Genomic DNA, 16,444 nt, shown 5'->3' with positions numbered 1-16,444 from the left:
CCACCGGCGGAAATTGTTTTTGCGCGCCGGTCGTTGTCTGTTTTTTTCGACAATGACGGCCGCGGCGTATGGGTCCCTGCGTTCGCAGGGACGACGGCAAGAGCGGGTCACCTCTCAAAATGTTGACCGAGATCAACACACCTTTTGCGCCGCCTGCCTCAATACCTCCGACGACACGGAGGGAACCCATGACATCGGTTTCCGGCAAGGCCGATCCGGTGGTGCGGCGCATTGCGGCGGCGGATGTCGCGGAGGCGCTGGGGCAGGGCGTGCGGGATTTTCAGGCGGTGCCGCTCTATGGGCTCGGCTTCGGCGCGTTCTATGCTGTCGGCGGCATCGCGATCCTGCTCTGCCTGACCGCCTTCGGCATGGTTTATCTCGCCTATCCGCTCGCCGCCGGCTTTGCGCTGCTCGGTCCGTTCGTTGCGATCGGGCTCTATGAGGTCAGCCGCAGGCGCGAAATGGGGCTACCGATTTCGGTCGGTGCGATCTGGTCCACCGTGCGGACGCGCAGCGAGATCGGCTGGATGGCGTTCGTGACGCTGTTCGTGTTCGTGGTCTGGATGTACCAGGTGCGGCTGTTGATCGCGCTGCTGCTCGGCCTCAATGCGTCCTTCTCCAGCCTGCACGATTTCATCACGGTGGTGCTCACGACCAATGAGGGCCTGCTGTTCCTCGCGATCGGCAACGCCGTCGGCGCCGCGCTGTCGCTGATCCTGTTCTCGCTCACGGTGGTGTCGTTTCCGCTATTGCTCGACCGCGACGTCGATTTCGTCACCGCGATGATCACCAGCGTGTGCGCGGTGGTGACGAGCCCGCTGCCGATGATCTCGTGGGCGGCGCTGATCGTGATCCTGCTGGCGGTCTCGGCGATGCCGTATTTTCTCGGCCTCGTCGTCACGCTGCCGGTGCTCGGCCACACCACCTGGCACCTCTATCGCCGGATCATCGCGCCGGTGAAGGAATAGGCTGGCCGTCAGTTCGCCTGCAGAACCGAACGCAGCATCGCTGCCAGGTCGTGCCGCCGGTAGGGCTTGTTGAGGATCCGCACCTCGCGGCCGTCCCCGTCGGCCGCTTCGACGGGATGTTCGGTATGGCCTGACGTCAGGAGAATTTTAAGCGCCGGCCGTAGCCGGGCGGCTTCCTTGGCAAGCTCGGTGCCGAACATGCCGCCGGGCATCACGACATCCGTGAACAGAAGATGGATGTTCTCGGGCCCTCTCAATATTTCGAGCGCCGCGGGCGCATTGCGCGTGACGATCACGCGGTAGCCGAGCGCCTTCAGCTCGCCCTCGACGTAGCCGCGCACCATGTCGTCGTCCTCGACCACGAGAATGGTCTCGCTGCCGGTGGGCGTGGTCCGCTGCGGGGCGATTGATGCGGCGCCGGCGCGGGGCATGCCGACGCGGGGGAAGAACAGCTTGACGGCGGTGCCGTGCCCCGGTTCGGTCCGTATCTGCATCAGTCCGCCGGATTGCCGGGCGAATCCATAGACCATGCTGAGCCCGAGGCCGGTGCCCTTGCCAACCTCTTTGGTGGTGAAGAAAGGCTCGAAGGCGCGGTGCGCGACTTCAGCAGTCATGCCGGTGCCGGTATCCGATACGGCGGCCATGACGTAATCGCCGGGGCGTGCCTCGCCGTTGACGTCGACGTCGGATTCGCCGAGCGAAATATTTTGCACCTCAACTGTCAGCGTGCCGCCTGACGGCATGGCGTCGCGCGCATTGAGCACGAGGTTGAGCAGCGCGGAGGCCAGTTGGCCCGGGTCGACGCTGGCCTGCCACAGCGGCTGGTCGAGCTTGAAATCGCACTCGATATGCTCGCCGAGCGTCCGGCGCAGCAATGGCTCCATGCCGGCGATCTTCTGGCCGATGTCGATATCCTTCGGCATCAACGGCTGCTTGCGCGCGAAGGCAAGCAGGCTTCGCGTGAGATCCGATCCGCGTTCGGCCGCGGTCGCGATGCTCTCGGCGATGGTGCTCAGCTCCTTGTGAGGGGCCAGCCGCTCGGCCAGATGCTCCGCATTGCCGAGGATCACGGTCAGCAGATTGTTGAAATCATGGGCCACGCCGCCGGTGAGCTGGCCCATCGCCTCCATCTTCTGGGATTGGGTGAGCTTCTGATTGAGCTCGTCGATGGCTGTGCGCTGGCGCTGCAGCGATTCAGCGGTGCCATTGAGCAGTGTCATCAGCCCGCCCAATTCGCCGCTCGGATGCGGCGGCGCGATCCGCGCGCTGAGGTCGCCAAGTCCGAGCTTGGTCGCCATCGCGGCGAGACGTCCGACTTGGCGGCCGATGCTCATGGTCGCCAGAATCCACACGCCTGCCAGCAGCAGCAGCGAGGCCACCGCAAGCATCGCGAGGTCCTCGTAGAGGCGGCGGTTGGCCGCGGCCACCAGGCTGTCCTTGGGCCGCCCGACCATGATGTAAAATCCGGCATCGCGCAGCGAATGCGAGCGCGCGGCAGCCCAGACACGCACCTTGCCGTCGCGTCCCGTCAATTCCCGGGACGGCTCGCGGTTCGGCGAGGCCGCAAAGCGGAACAGCTCCGAATTGGCAATCGATGCGCCGGCCGGCTCGCTCCAGTCCTTGCTGTCAGGCGCGACCAGCACGGTGCCCTTCCTGTCAACGAGCAGAACGTCGCTGTCATCGGACAGACGCCTGTCGTGGTCCCCGGCGAATTTCTGCAGGTTGAACGAGGCGAGCAGGATGAACTTCAATTCGCCCGTCTCCGAGCGAACGGGGTAGGCGATCTGCAGCACGGAGATGCCGGTCAACCGGCCGAACACCGGCTCGAGCGTGACGATGCCGTGGGCCTTGAGCGCCTGTTTGAAATATTCGCGGTCCCGCAAGTCCAGCGTCCGGTTGGTTCGCAGCGAGTCGCAGAACAGGCTGCCGTCCGGATTGATGGTCAATATGCCGGTGAAGCGCGTGTATTCCTCACGCACGGCGGACAGGAAGGCGGAACACGCCGCCTTGTCGCGCGTATCGAGATCGCGGGCGCGGGCGAGGCCGTAGTGGAGCTGGGCGGTGCCCTGAATTTTCTCGTCGAGATCGGCGAGGATGTTGTTGGCGCTCGCCGACAGGCTGGCCAGCGCGGCATCGATGTCGTTGGTCCGGTTCTGGACGAAGCGCAATCCCACCAGGACGGCCGGCACCAGCATCGCGGCGATAACCAGGATCAATAGCCGGGTGCGGAGGCTCATCGGTGTGCGTTTCCGCGCTCAGGTCAGCGGTTCTCGGTGCGATAAGGCAACGTCCAGGGCAGCCGTCTTATCTACGTCTGCTGGAATATCCCTTGGGCGGGCCTAAGTCCACTCGGGGCGATGGCTTCCCTGCACGCTCAGCCGTCGTCACCCGCGCAGGCGGGTGACCCAGTATTCCAGAGACAGCAGTGATTGAACCGAGAAGCCGCAGCGTACTGGATACCCCGCCTTCGCGGGGTATGACAGTGTTGGGAATGGCGACATCGTTCGCAGGGACGACGAGCGAGACGCCGCTACTTCGGCGTTCCGACTCCCATTTCCTTCAGCGCCTTTAGCATCCGCTCCGGCGGCTGCATCTTGATCGCCAGCGCATGGCCGGTTTCCAAGAGGCTCTTCAGGCTGGACAGGATCGCCGGCCAGCCGGTGCGTCCGCCGGACAGGATGTCGTCGCTGATGTCGCGGTCATGCGATTGCAGCATCGTCAGCTTGACGACGTCGCCGGCCTGCTCGATTTCATAGGTAACAAGCGTCGGACCGAGCTTTTCCACCAGCGCCGGCCAGTTCACATTCCAGGTGACCGTCAGCTTTTTCGGCGGATCGCATTCGATCACCTCGCCGGTGATATGCTCGGAACCGTCGGGGGCGCGGGCGATGAAGGCGCCGCCGACCTTGAGGTCGGCCTCGATCGCAAAGCCAGAAAAATAGTTGCGGCTGAACTCCGCCGTCGTCAGCGCCTTCCACGTCTGCTCGGGCGAGGCGGCGATGTAGATCGTGTAGACGATCGCCGGCTTGAATTTCTTGACGTCAATTCCGCTACCCTTACTCATCACGCTTCTCCAACTGCCGTTTCAACTCAGAGAGCGCGGCGAGCTTCCCGCGCTCGAATTTCCTGATCCAGCGCTCGCCGATCTGATGGATCGGGACGGGGTTGATGTAGTGCAGCTTCTCGCGGCCGTGCTTGCGCGTACCGACGAGGTTGGCCGCCTCGAGAATGTCAAGGTGCTTAGTGACGGCCTGCCGCGTCATCGCAAGGCCGTCACAGAGTTCGTTCAGCGTCTGTCCGTTTCTGGCGTGAAGCCGATCCAGCAGCACGCGCCGCGAACCGTCGGCAAGCGCTTTGAAGACTTCATCCATGCCTCGGATAATAGGCAACCAAAGGGTTGCATGTCAAGAGCGTGTGTTGGGCAGAGCGCACAGCCTGTGTTATCGTGTGCCCAGCCAACGCAGATTGGTCTTGAACAGCCGGGGGTGGAAGATGAGCGGTCGCCTCAAACTCGCAGCATTGTTCTCGATTTCCTTCCTCGCATGCCCAAGTCTTGCTTCTGCACAGCAGCAAGCGATTGGCGCGCCGCCCGAAGCGCTCAACATGAAGCTGGTTGGAACCAGCGACCTGCAGGCACGCAGCGGCTATCAGCCGACCATTCATCATCAGGGCGACCGCTGGATCGCCTATATCGGCCATCACGGCGGCAGCGACGAGATCCCGGCGCCGGTCAATCCGCAGACCGGCAAGGCCGAACCGAACGGCACCTCGATCGTCGATGTCACCGATCCCTCGCAGCCAAAATATTTGCGCCATTTGCCGGGGCAGGAAGGCAAATATGAGTCGGGCGGCGCGCAAATGGTGCGGATTTGTGACGGCAAGTCGTTGCCGAGGGGCGATCGCAACGCGGTCTATATGCTCAGGACGTTCGGCGGCGCGGCGCACGAAATCTGGAACGTCGCCGATCCCGCCAATCCCGTGCTGGTGACACGGATCGCGGGCCTGAAAGACACGCACAAGAACTGGTGGGAGTGCGACACCGGCATTGCCTTCCTGGTGTCGGGCGCGCCGGACTGGCGCACGCGCCGGATGACGCAGATCTACGATCTCTCCGATCCCGCGCATCCGCAAAAGATCAGGGATTTCGGCCTTCCCGGCCAGGAGCCCGGCTCGACCGGAGCGGTGCCGACCGAGCTGCACGGACCGATCTCGACCGGGCCTTCCGGTAATAGAGTCTATTTCGGCTATGGCACCAACAAGGGCGGCATTTTGCAGATCGTCGATCGCGACAAGCTGCTGGGTGGTCCGAAGGAGCCGACGCCGGACAATCTGCGCCTGCCGGAAATTGCGCGCCTGCCGATGTCGGCCTTCAATGGCGCCCACACGGTGTTTCCGATGCAGGGCATGCCGATTGCCGAATTCGCCAAGGACAAGGACGGCAAGACCCGCGACATCGTCATGATCGTCGATGAGGCGATCCTGAACGAATGCAACGAGCCCAGGCAGATGGTGTGGTTCGCCGACGTCACGGTCGAAAAGGCGCCGATGATTATCTCGAGCTACACGGTGCCGGAGGCGAGCGGCTCGTTCTGCGAACGGGGAGGGCGGTTCGGCGCGCATTCCTCCAACGAGAGCATGGCGCCGGTGTTCTACAAGAAGATGGCGTTCATCGCCTTCTTCAATGCCGGCGTGCGCGCGCTCGACATTCGCGATCCCTATCATCCCAAGGAAGTCGGCTATTTCATTCCCGCGATCACCGCGGCGACCGACAAGCGCTGCGTCAAGATCGGCGAGCAGGACCGCTGCAAGGTCGCCATCCAGACCAACAATGTCGAGACCGACGAGCGCGGTTACGTCTACATCGTCGACCGCGCCAACACCGGCCTGCACATTCTGGAGCTGACCGGCCCGGCCCGTGCCGTCGCCGGGCTGCCGTGAGGATGCGGACGATGCGCCGATGGCCGATCATTGCATTTGTCGGGCTGGCGCTCGGTGCATTGTCCGGCGCTGCGGCCTATCAGCAAGTGGGCCCGCGCCAGGACGAGCGGCACGCCGAATGGCGCGAAATTGCCTGGCCGTTCCCGCGCGACGGCTGGCCGGCTGGCAAGGCCTTTCGCTGCGACACCGCCGCCTGCGGCCGCGACGTCGCGATCTATGTGCGGCCGAAGATGGGTTTTTGCAATTGCGACCGCGGCGTCGCCGACGATGACGAAGTCGATCGCGTCGCGGATGTTGATTTGATCAATGAACGGTTTGCGCCCGTCAGTACCGGGCAGGTGATCCGCATCGCGGATATGCCGGGGCGGATCAGGATGTACGAGTTGCCACCAGCCACGAGCCGAGGACACGCGGTAGGCATCGCCGTCTCGCGAGGTTGTGATCTCCTCGTTGCCGTCGCGCACGGCAACCGCGACGCGCCCGAGGTGCGGCGCACGGCGCTGGCGTTTCTTGCGACGAGTGAGATGACACGCTGGGTGACGGCTGCGATGGAAGGGCGTTGAGGCGCCTGCCTGCGGAGCATGACTGTTTCGTCGGAACTCCGGGGAACGGAATCCCCTGCAGACAGTTCCTCTGCAGCGGTGTGATGATGTTTCGGAGAGCTGCATCGCAGATAGTCCCGGATGCAAGTCCGCATCGCAAGCTGCTCTCGAACATCGCATCAGGCGAGACCCTCGATGAAACGTTCATCAGCTTCCCTGCTATTGCTCGCGGTGCTGTGCGTTGCCTTGTTGACCGGTTCAGGCATGGCACAGGATGCCTCGTCCGGATCGCGCGCCGGGCTGCCGGCGAATTTCGACCGGACTTTCACGCATGCGTTTGCCAAGGCAAACGGCGTGCGGTTGCATTATGTGATCGGCGGGCCTTCCGATGGTCCTATGGTCGTGCTGCTGCATGGCTGGCCGCAAACCTGGTACACCTGGCGCCGCGTGATGCCGGCGCTGGCTGCGGCCGGGTACCGTGTCGTTGCCGTCGATTATCGCGGCGCCGGCGAATCGGAAAAGCCGCAAGGCGGCTACGACAAGGCGAACATGGCGGCCGATCTCCACGAACTCGTCCGCGCATTCGGCAGGACCAGCGTCAACCTGGTCGGTCGGGACATCGGCGTCATGGTAGCCTATGCCTACGCGGCGCAATGGCCGAACGAAGTTGCCAGGCTCGCGATGCTCGATGTGCCGGTGCCGGCCACCCGCGTATGGAACGAGGCGAAGTCGCGACCTGATCCGGAGCTGTGGCATTTCGGACTGCATCAGCAGCGAGATATCGCCGAAATGCTGATCGCCGGTCACGAATACGCGTATATTTCCGACTTCTACAAAAAGCGCGCGTTTGTGCCTGTCGCCGATGAGGACATCGCCGTCTATGCGCGCGCTTATGCCGCTCCGGGCGGCCTGCGCGCCGGGTTCGAGCTCTATCGCGCTTTCCCCGAGGACGAACAGCGCTTCAAGGAATTCATGACCAGGAAGCTGCCAATGCCGGTCCTGGCACTTGCTGGCGACAAGAGCAACGGGCCGAAGGAAGCGGATATGGCCAGGGAGCTGGCCAGCAACGTTCGCGGCGGCGTCGCGCCGAACACCGGACACTGGTTGCCGGATGAAAATCCGGACTATCTTTCAAAACAGCTGCTTGATTTCTTCGGCGCAGCCACTGTCGGAAGTTCGACCTCGCGGTGACAGGTGCAAGGCAATGGCACGGCCGTACTGGATGTTCCAGCGGCTTACAAATAGCGAAGACTGCATGTCCGTCTGATCGCGCTTTCAGATAGAAGTGGATGACATGGATAAACTTGGGTAAACCAAGGCCATCACCCACGCAGAGACCATTCCCATGTCCCTTCAGGTTTATCTCGCCTTCGTCGCCGCCTGCATCGCGCTTGCGCTGTTGCCGGGCCCCGTCGTGACGCTCCTCATCGCCAACGGCCTGCGGCATGGCACCCGCGCGGCGATGATCAATTGCGCCGGCGTGCAAACCGGTATGGCGATCGTGATTGGCACCGTAGCGATCGGTCTGACCACGTTGATGGCGACCATGGGCTACTGGTTCGACTGGGTGCGCTTTGCCGGCGCAGCCTACCTGATCTGGCTCGGCATCAAGCTGATCCGGTCTCCCGTCGAAGGCGTCAATGCCGACGAGCCGCCACCGCCGCCGCGCGGCGGCTTCTTCCTGCAGGGCTTTCTGGTGCTGCTCTCCAATCCCAAGGTGCTGGTGTTCTTCGGCGCCTTCATTCCGCAGTTCATGGACATGGACAAGCCGCATCTGCCGCAGGTGGCGCTGCTCGGCATCACCTTCATGGTGATTGCCGCCTCGACCGACGCGGTCTATGCGCTGCTCGCCGGCCGCGCGCGGCTGTTCTTCTCCAAGCAGCGGACCCGCCTGGTGTCGCGCGTCTCCGGCGGCTTCATGATCGGCGGCGGCATCTGGCTGGCGTTGACGCGGGCGCGGTGACCTCGCGTTGAACAAGGCAGACATTGGCCATCGTGACAGGCTCTCCGTGTGGCTCTTGCGGTAAGCCGACATCGCAGGCGTTCTTGTCAGGATCCGGAAATCACCAACGCAGACACGGCCAGCGGATGGCTGCTTTCACTCAGCCGTGCTCTGCACAATCGTTGCTCTTCTCAATACATGCTCGCTCAGGCGTTCTGAGTCTGACCCATTGAGCCGATCGCGGTCCGAACCTGAACATCACCAAGAACTTTCTAATCTTGCCTTGGCCTTCACGAGATCCGGCGTGTCAAAACCCTCGCCAAAAGATCTATAAAGCTCGTCGAGTTGTGAGCGACATCTGTCCGCGTCCGGCCTCAGCTCATACAAGTCACACAAACTCAGACAAAGTCTAAGTTCAAATGATATGGCTTTCTGTTCGCGCGCGACCTCAAGACCTTTGCAGAAATAATGCTCCGCCTGATCCAGATTTTTGTTCGATTTAAGGTGCGTTTCGCCAAGCAAACGATATATTTCCGCCGCGTAGAAGCGTTCGCAGTTCTCTCCACTGAGACTTGATTGCGCCTGTTTCAAAGCGTCAAACGCTTGCTCATAACGCCTGTTCTTGATGCAGGCGTCCGCCATTAGTCCCAAAGCGTACGACTCCAGCAGCAAGGCACCGGTCGCTCGCTTTTTTTCCAGGCCTTCTTGAATCTCGGCGATCCCTTTCTCAAACTCGCCCTGGTCGGCACTTGCCCACCCGCGCAAGATCAACGCCATGGCTAGATAGTGCACAAACTCATGCTCTTCGCAGAATGCGATGGTGGCGTTTGCCTCATCGGCAACAACTGCGGCATCGCCACGAAGCTGATGCACGCGAAGGCCTATCGTTCGAGCAATTGCCTCACTGAACGGATGTTGAGATGCATCTGCGTATCGGCGTGCCTCAGCGCAAAGCCGCAACGCCTGATCTGGATAGCCGAGTACCCAAAGTACCATGCTGTCGTACGACCTGGCATGAACTCGCGGATCTTGTGCTGAAAGTTCAAGATATGCTGCGGCCTTACAGTCTTCGCAGAGGCTGATGCTGCGTTCCAGCTCCGTGTGAGCAGCAGCAAATCTTCCTTGTGCAAACAAGGTAAACCCCAGAGCTTCGCGGGCAAGAACATTGTAAACCGAGTTGTCCGCGTCCTCGGCGCTCTTCAGCAAATATTCTGCAAGAGCCTGAGCTTCACCGAGCGAAGCACGAACGAAGTTCCAGGTCCATAGACCGAACACCGCAGGCAAGATATGTTCATCAAGCCCGCTCTCCTTGCACAGCTGAAGCGCTCGCGTGTACGCATGCTTGACGCTGTCAGTGCTCCATCCCTTAATCGCCCGGAGCGAGTTGCCGAGGGAAATTTGGAGCAGTAGCTCCGATTTGTTGCGTAGCATCGGCTCGTCGATGTTGGGGACCTGATCCAATCCATGTTTCAGATGACCGATCGCTTCATTGTGCGCCGAACGCGCCGCTGATTGTTTGCCTGCTTCATACCAATAGTGTAGGGCCCTTTCGTAGTTTTTTGCTTGACTGTAGTGGTAAGCAATAATCTCGGGCTGAGTTTGTACTATTTCAGGGAATCTCTGCTCGAGTCCGTTCGCGATGGCGGCGTGTAGATACACGCGGCGGCTCTTCAGGAGCCCGGCATACGCGGCATCCCGCACTAACGCGTGCTTGAAGGTGTATACCGCGTTTGGAATTTCCCCCCGGCAGAACACCAGTTCCGAGCGTACCAACTGGTCGAGCGCTTCGTCCAATCTCTGCTTCGGCAACCCGGCGACGGCATTTACAAGTTCGTAGTGAAATTCGCGACCTGCGACGGCACTGATCTGGGCCACGTCCCGCACTGGTGACAGCCGATCAAGGCGAGCCATCAGCGAAGCCTGCAGAGTAGTTGGGATCGCGAACGAAGGTAGCGGGCCATCAAGAACATATTCGCCGTCCTGCTCGCGCAACAACCCGCCTTCGATCACCATCTTCGTCAATTCCTCGATGAAGAGTGGTACCCCATCGGTGTGCGCGAGAATGTGATTCATTACCTCCTTGGGGAGTGTCTTGCCTCCTGTCACGCGCAAGACCAGCGCTGCGCCGTCGCGTCGGCCAAGACGGCTGAGTGGGATGGTTGTGGTGTGAGGATAACTCGGCCACGGGGGAGTGAATTCGGGTCTCGCCGTGATCAGCATCAGTACCCGAAGCCGAGGCGCTTGCTCCACAGCAGCTGCAACGAGCTCAAGTGAGGTTGGATCAATCCAGTGTACATCTTCGAAAATAAGAAAAACCGGCTGCTGCGCTGCTAGCCCGTCGAGTTGGGCTAGTAATGCCGCGAACGTTTTCTCCTTGCGTTTTTGCGGAGTGACCTCCCGCAGTCGGTAATGATCATCGATCTGCAGCGCCAATAAGTTGGCCAGAACTGCAAGGTGTTCGGGATTGTGTGTGGATTGCGCCAGTAGTGCGTCGAGCTTGGATAGCTTCTCCTGAGGAGAGTCGCCGCGCACGAACCCGGAAGCACGTTCGAGCTGGTTGATGAATGGGAACAATGCACTGTGGGTATGATGCTCAGAGCAAAAATAGCGCAAGGTGAGGTGGGATTCATCTTGGATCCGCTCATCAAGCGCCAACGCGATGTGTGACTTGCCAATACCCGGCTCTCCTGTAAGGACCACCACCCGTCCCCCACCGAGTGTGGCCTGTCGCCAGCGGCGCAACAGCAGCTCTATTTCCTCCTCACGCCCGAACAGAGGCGGCAGCTTGGCAGTGTGCATCGCCTCGAAGCGGCTCTCTACGCCGCTCGTTCCTAGCACCTGGTAAACCTGGAAGGGCTTCGTCCAGCCTTTCAACGCGACGGGACCGAGGTCGCGGTAATAAAACTTCCGCTGGGCGAGCCGACGCGTGCTCGCGCAGATCAACACGGTCCCTGGCTCCGCCATCGCTTGCAGGCGCGCGGCGAGGTTCGGCGTCTCGCCGACAACCTCATGCTCCGCCAATGTTCTCTCAATTAGAAGCTCGGCAACAACCACAGTGCCCGTTGCAATACCGATGCGAATTTGCAGCGTCTCGGCGACATTGCGGATACTCGCGACTGCATCTATGAGCGCAAGCGCGGCACGCACAGCCTGTTCGGCATCATCCTCATGTGCTTGAGGAAAGCCGAAATAGACCAACGCGCCGTCGCCCATATAGCGGGCAACCTTTCCGTTGTAGCGATTTATGACTTCTGCGATGCAGCCATGATAGGCGCCAATCAACGCTCGCATGTCCTCCGGGTCCAACCGCGCCGCAATGGCTGCCGAGCCAACCAAATCGCAAAACATTATTGTGAGGTGACGCCGCTCGCCATCCGGTCGCCTCGGCTCGGTCGTTGCTTCCGCCGGTTTGGGCTTGGCTGCGTCTTCAAGCTCCGCTATGGCGCGCAGCAGCTTACGGCGATGACCTATAAGGACGCCCAGTTCCTTTAGGTCTTGCTCCGTCAGGTCGCGCAGGACGAATAGGTCGATGCCGTTTTCGCCGAAACGCTGGGCGTACTCCGACAGGCCGATTGACGTGAGCCACTCGGTGACGCCTCTCATGGCGCTCCCCGCTCAGTTCTCGGTCCCCTGAGTGTTTGATACTACACAAGGTATCACAAACGGAGAAAAAGTGAATGCGCGGCAAGATTGGTTCGAATAAGCGGGCCGGCGGCAACCTGTACTCGACCCTTCCATAGTTTTGAAACGTTTGGACGCTGCGGAAGGCATCGCGTACGAACAGCGTGGCTAACTCTCCTCCACTGTTTACGGGCCAACCCCCGTTGTCGCTACTCCGCTACCCCATGATTTCAGCCGGATCAAACTATGCACCACCACGGCAAGTGAGTTCCTCGCTGCGACTGCACGAATAACTTGGTCGAACATACGACTTCCGCTAGTGACCCCATTCCGATGTTCAGCCCCTAGCGGCGCGCGCTTTCATGTGAATAATCGGGGATCGCCAGAACGCGAAGGCAGCGCTATGGACAAGCTCAGTTTTCAGAATCCGCTTTTCAATGCCTATGCTGTCGCCGCCTGCGTAATGATTCTAAAAGCCGTCATGATGTCATGGCTGACGGTTGTTCGGATGATGCAGGTAAAAGGCGGATTTCGCTCGCCAGAGGACATCAAGAAGACGATCCTCAACCCCAACCCAAGCGCTGAACAACTGACACCCAATGAATACGTGGATCGCATCCGGCGAATTCAGCTGAACGATCTTGAGAATCTGCCGTTCTTCCTCGTCGCTGGATTTCTCTTTATCCTAACCGAGCCATCCCTAACGCTCGCCCAATGGCTGTTGTATGGCTACGTCATTTCGCGAATGTTACATTTTGCGGCCTACTTCACAGCGAGAACTCACGATACCCGCGCAACCCTCTGGACCGTAGGCTCTCTGATCCTCATCTTTATGAGCTGCTGGACACTTTTATTCGCTTTGCGTCAGTGACGCCGAAGGCCTCTCCCGCAGCGCGGTTCGCCGAAGTGAAGGACTGCGTCACATTTGACGAGCTCAACCAAATCCACTCGCAGCCGAACCAGCTCCCCAACGAGCGCTATGGCCTATGCTCTGTATCGATGCCAGCGCCCGGCACGCGCCTGTCCGCAACGGCATTGAGGCCATTGGGAAATCCTGGCCGCGCGCGCGAGCGGCGCCCCTTCTCGACATCGGCGTCAGCATTCTCGGAAAGCTGGACGGACGCAGCCTGAGGTGTAGGGCAGAAAACATGGCCGCGTCCGCGGCACGCACCAGGCAACCGTCAAACCAGCGTCCGCGCCCGCAGCGTCACCTCGATATCGCCGAGGATCCGCGCCAGCCGCTCCGCCCAGGCTTTCTCGCCAGCCTGATCCGAAATCAGATCCTGGCGGATTTCGATTCCCGTATTCATCAGGCCGCGCGCCTCGCCATGCACGGGGATGGTGTAGTCGGTCTCGTCGCTGACCTTGTAAGGCTCGTTGTCGCCGACCACGAGATCGCCCTCGGCGCGCAGCAGCTCCAGCATCAGCGGCGGCAGATGGCTGTCGCGGTGATAGAGCGTGCCGATGTGCCAGGGCCGCGCGATGCCCGCATAAACCGGCGTAAAGCTGTGCAGCGATACCAGCACCGTTGGCCGGCCGGCGCTGCCGCGCTGGTCGATGATCTCGCCGATGCGCCGGTGGTACGGATCGAAGATCTGCGCCCGCCGGATCGCGGCGGCCTCACGCGAAAGGCCTTCGTTGCCGGGGATGGTCGTTGCCTCGCTGATCAGCGGGATCGAGCTTGCGACATCGGGCGGGCGGTTGCAGTCGATGACGAGCCGCGAATAGCGCTGCGCGATCAGATGGGCATCGAGATGTTTTGACAGTGCTTCGGCAACGCCGGCAATGCCGATGTCCCAGGCGATGTGGCGCTTGAGTTCGCTCTCGGGCAGGCCGAGGTCGCCGAGCATGCGCGGGATCAGCCGGCCGTAATGGTCGCAGGTCAATAGAAACGGCGAGCGCCCCTCGGCGTTGAATTCCCGGACCGGAGGAACATCTTCGGAGCTGAGGAGTAGTGTTGTGCTGCCTGCGTCGTTCAAAGCATTTCCTCGAAAGCATTGCCTATCGAAGCGGCACGCCGATCTACAATTGAGCAGGATTCAGCTGGGCGGACCTGACAGAATCGATGACTGTTTGACGATGCCAATCCTGACCATCAACGACAAGACCATTTATCGGTGCGCCCGGCGGCCTGCGCGCCAGGTGCACGACATGTTCACGCAACACGAGAGACCACGGGGAGAAAAGGTCTGAGCCATGGAGATCAGGGTCGGCTTCGAGATAGCCTATGCCGCCGTGCAGCCGACGCCGATGGTGACCATGCTCTCGATCCATCCATCGCGCTTCTCCGACATCGTCGGCACAGAGCGCATCACGACCGCGCCCGACGTGCCGATCGGCTTCTACCGTGACAGTTTTGGCAATGTGTGTGGCCGCCTGATCGCGCCCGCCGGCGGCATCATCCTGCGCGGCGAAGCGCTGGTGCGCGATTCAGGCCTGCCTGATCCGGTGGTGCCTGCCGCGCAGCAACTGCCGATCGACCAGTTGCCCGACGACGTGCTGCTTTACCTGATGCCGAGCCGCTATTGCGAGACCGACAAGCTCACCGATGTCGCCTGGTCGCTGTTCGGCAGCACAGTGCCGGGATGGCCGCGGGTCAAGGCGATCGTCGATTTCGTCCACGGCCATCTCCGCTTCGGCTACCAGCATGCCCATCACATGAAGTCGGCGCACGATGTCTACGCGGAGGGCGCCGGCGTCTGCCGCGACTTTGCGCATCTGGCGCTGACCTTCTGCCGCTGCATGAACATCCCGGCGCGCTACTGCACCGGCTATCTCGGTGACATCGGCGTCCCCCGCGACCCCGCGCCAATGGATTTTTCAGGCTGGTTTCAGGTCTATCTCTCCGGCCAGTGGCACACGTTCGACGCCCGCCATAATGTCCCCCGCATCGGCCGCATCCTGATGGCCACCGGCCGCGACGCTGCCGACGTCGCGCTGACTACGAGCTTTGGACGGATGGATCTGGTGAAGTTTCTGGTGATCAGCGAAGAGGTCGTGCCGGCTTGACGTTTTGCTCCGTCGTTGCGAGGAGCAACGCGACGAAGCAATCCATAGCTCTGCATGACGGAAATCTCGTATGGATTGCTTCGCTTCGCTCGCAATGACATAGAGACTGGATGATTTCAGATCGACTGTTCGTCTACGGCACGCTGATGCGCGGCTTCGACCATCCGATGGCGCAGCTTCTGTCGCGCAGCGCGGATTTCCTGGGCACGGCCACCTGCCGCGGCCGGCTCTACCGCATCAAGCATTATCCGGGGCTGGTGCTGTCGGGCGATCCGGCCGAGATCGTGTTCGGCGAGCTCTATCGCCTGCGCGAGCGCGACGCGCTGCTCGCCGAGTTCGACATGTATGAAGCCTGCGGCGCCGGTTTTCCGGAGCCGACCGAATATATCCGCCGCATGCTTGAGGTGATGCATGAGGACGGTACGGCGGGCGAGGCCTGGACCTATGTCTACAACTGGCCGGTGACGGGGTTGCCGCAGATCACGTCGGGGAAATTTCTGGAATCATAGGTCTCGTGTCCCGGACGCGGTGCAGCGCTCTGGCGCTGCTCCGCAGAGCCGGGACCCATGCCTCAGCGTAGAGTAATCGCGGCCATAGGCCCCGGCTTAGCAGCACAGCATTTCATGCTGCGCAGCATCCGGGGCACGAGAGGCAGCATCCGGGGAGCTAATCGCCCGCGTCCAGCCGCTCGCGCTCCATCCGGATATCCACCTCCCGCTCGACATATTTCCATTCCTCGCTGGCGCGCAGGGTGCCGACCAGTTCCTCGAACGCATCGGCATGCTCGGGCGCGTATTCGAACCAGGTCAGGAAGTCGAAGGGCTCGCCGAGATCGCGGCTGTGATAGAGCTGGCGGGCGATCGCGGGCAGGTATTTCAGGCTCGCCGCGATGTGCTGCGATTTGTCCTCAAAGATCTCGCGCCGCTCTTCCTGCGTCAAATCCCACCATGCCGCCGATTTCTTGATCGGGATCAGCGCGGCGTGGGTTGCCTCAGGGCGGCCGATCTCGGCCCGCACGGCATCGAGCTGCTTCTTCTCAGGCCGCTCGGTATAGCGCAGATGGCTGGCGACGCCGGCCAGCCGCCAGGAGGTCAGCGAGGGCAGGATCGGCAGCGCGATGGTCAGCGAGTGCACGACCGACAGCGCCGGCGTCGGTGCCAGCGATGCGCCCTTTACCGGCGCAAACCGCGTCACCCGCCACGCCCCGCTCCTGCCACCCCGGAAAACCGTGAACATGGGGATATGGAAGCGTGGAACCGGCCGGGATTCAAGCGGACGCAAAGCCTCTCCACCGTCATTCCGGGGCGCGAAGCGAACTATGGGGCGCCTTTGCGCCCCTGAGAATCTCGAGATTCTGGGTTCGCTTTCGCGCCCCTGAATGACAGAGAGCCCCTGTGAATAGCGGCGAGAAATCCGGCCGCCTT

At 61.5% G+C, this 16,444-nt stretch carries 14 protein-coding genes; 8 read left to right on the top strand and 6 right to left on the bottom strand.

Annotated elements, in window-relative coordinates; genetic code table 11:
* The first annotated feature begins 188 nt into the window (after positions 1-188).
* Complete coding sequence (locus QA643_RS34540) at positions 189-968, top strand: DUF2189 domain-containing protein (RefSeq protein WP_283030113.1); 780 nt, start codon at positions 189-191, stop codon at positions 966-968.
* 8 nt (positions 969-976) lie between these two features.
* Here QA643_RS34540 and QA643_RS34535 read toward each other — a convergent pair whose 3' ends face one another.
* From QA643_RS34535 to QA643_RS34525, 3 genes are all read right to left on the bottom strand, one after another.
* Positions 977-3,205, bottom strand: coding sequence for an ATP-binding protein (locus QA643_RS34535; protein WP_283030112.1), 2,229 nt, complete (start codon positions 3,203-3,205; stop codon positions 977-979).
* Between the two features lie 293 nt (positions 3,206-3,498).
* Entirely contained in the window at positions 3,499-4,032 is a 534-nt protein-coding gene (locus QA643_RS34530) for an SRPBCC family protein (protein WP_283030111.1), read from the bottom strand.
* Positions 4,025-4,339 (bottom strand): helix-turn-helix domain-containing protein, encoded by a 315-nt coding sequence (locus QA643_RS34525; protein WP_283030110.1) that lies wholly within the window; start codon positions 4,337-4,339, stop codon positions 4,025-4,027. The genes QA643_RS34530 and QA643_RS34525 overlap by 8 nt, the downstream gene beginning before the upstream one ends.
* A 121-nt stretch (positions 4,340-4,460) precedes the next feature.
* Here QA643_RS34525 and QA643_RS34520 point away from each other — a divergent pair, with 121 nt between their 5' ends.
* From QA643_RS34520 to QA643_RS34505, 4 genes are all read left to right on the top strand, one after another.
* The gene (locus QA643_RS34520) at positions 4,461-5,906 is read left to right on the top strand and encodes a hypothetical protein (RefSeq protein ID WP_283030109.1); all 1,446 of its coding nucleotides are present in this window, start codon (positions 4,461-4,463) and stop codon (positions 5,904-5,906) included.
* 11 nt (positions 5,907-5,917) lie between these two features.
* Positions 5,918-6,469 (top strand): hypothetical protein, encoded by a 552-nt coding sequence (locus tag QA643_RS34515; RefSeq protein WP_283030108.1) that lies wholly within the window; start codon positions 5,918-5,920, stop codon positions 6,467-6,469.
* A gap of 174 nt (positions 6,470-6,643) precedes the next feature.
* The gene (locus QA643_RS34510; protein WP_283030107.1) at positions 6,644-7,639 is read left to right on the top strand and encodes an alpha/beta hydrolase; all 996 of its coding nucleotides are present in this window, start codon (positions 6,644-6,646) and stop codon (positions 7,637-7,639) included.
* A 154-nt stretch (positions 7,640-7,793) separates the two neighbouring features.
* Positions 7,794-8,411: a LysE family translocator gene (locus QA643_RS34505; RefSeq protein WP_283030106.1), complete on the top strand. Its 618-nt coding sequence runs from the start codon at positions 7,794-7,796 to the stop codon at positions 8,409-8,411.
* A gap of 237 nt (positions 8,412-8,648) precedes the next feature.
* Here QA643_RS34505 and QA643_RS34500 read toward each other — a convergent pair whose 3' ends face one another.
* Positions 8,649-11,993, bottom strand: coding sequence for an adenylate/guanylate cyclase domain-containing protein (locus QA643_RS34500; RefSeq protein ID WP_283030105.1), 3,345 nt, complete (start codon positions 11,991-11,993; stop codon positions 8,649-8,651).
* A gap of 421 nt (positions 11,994-12,414) precedes the next feature.
* Here QA643_RS34500 and QA643_RS34495 point away from each other — a divergent pair, with 421 nt between their 5' ends.
* Positions 12,415-12,882, top strand: coding sequence for an MAPEG family protein (locus tag QA643_RS34495; RefSeq protein WP_283030104.1), 468 nt, complete (start codon positions 12,415-12,417; stop codon positions 12,880-12,882).
* A gap of 310 nt (positions 12,883-13,192) precedes the next feature.
* Here the strand turns inward: QA643_RS34495 and QA643_RS34490 are convergent, their stop codons facing one another.
* On the bottom strand, positions 13,193-13,990 hold the full coding sequence (locus QA643_RS34490; protein ID WP_283030103.1) for an N-formylglutamate amidohydrolase: 798 nt from the start codon (positions 13,988-13,990) through the stop codon (positions 13,193-13,195).
* A 217-nt stretch (positions 13,991-14,207) separates the two neighbouring features.
* On the opposite strand from QA643_RS34490, the gene QA643_RS34485 reads away from it, so the two are divergent.
* Together QA643_RS34485 and QA643_RS34480 are read left to right on the top strand one after the other, a co-directional pair.
* Complete coding sequence (locus QA643_RS34485; protein WP_283030102.1) at positions 14,208-15,020, top strand: transglutaminase family protein; 813 nt, start codon at positions 14,208-14,210, stop codon at positions 15,018-15,020.
* 110 nt (positions 15,021-15,130) lie between these two features.
* Entirely contained in the window at positions 15,131-15,529 is a 399-nt protein-coding gene (locus QA643_RS34480) for a gamma-glutamylcyclotransferase family protein (RefSeq protein WP_283030101.1), read from the top strand.
* A gap of 157 nt (positions 15,530-15,686) precedes the next feature.
* Here QA643_RS34480 and QA643_RS34475 read toward each other — a convergent pair whose 3' ends face one another.
* The gene (locus QA643_RS34475) at positions 15,687-16,256 is read right to left on the bottom strand and encodes a chlorite dismutase family protein (protein WP_283030100.1); all 570 of its coding nucleotides are present in this window, start codon (positions 16,254-16,256) and stop codon (positions 15,687-15,689) included.
* Positions 16,257-16,444 lie beyond the last annotated feature (188 nt).

It is taken from the genome of Bradyrhizobium sp. CB3481 (assembly GCF_029714305.1).
In the GTDB taxonomy this organism is placed as follows: Bacteria; Pseudomonadota; Alphaproteobacteria; order Rhizobiales; family Xanthobacteraceae; genus Bradyrhizobium.
Note: the sequence above shows the minus strand (reverse complement) of the source record. Positions and strands in the feature narration are given on the sequence as shown.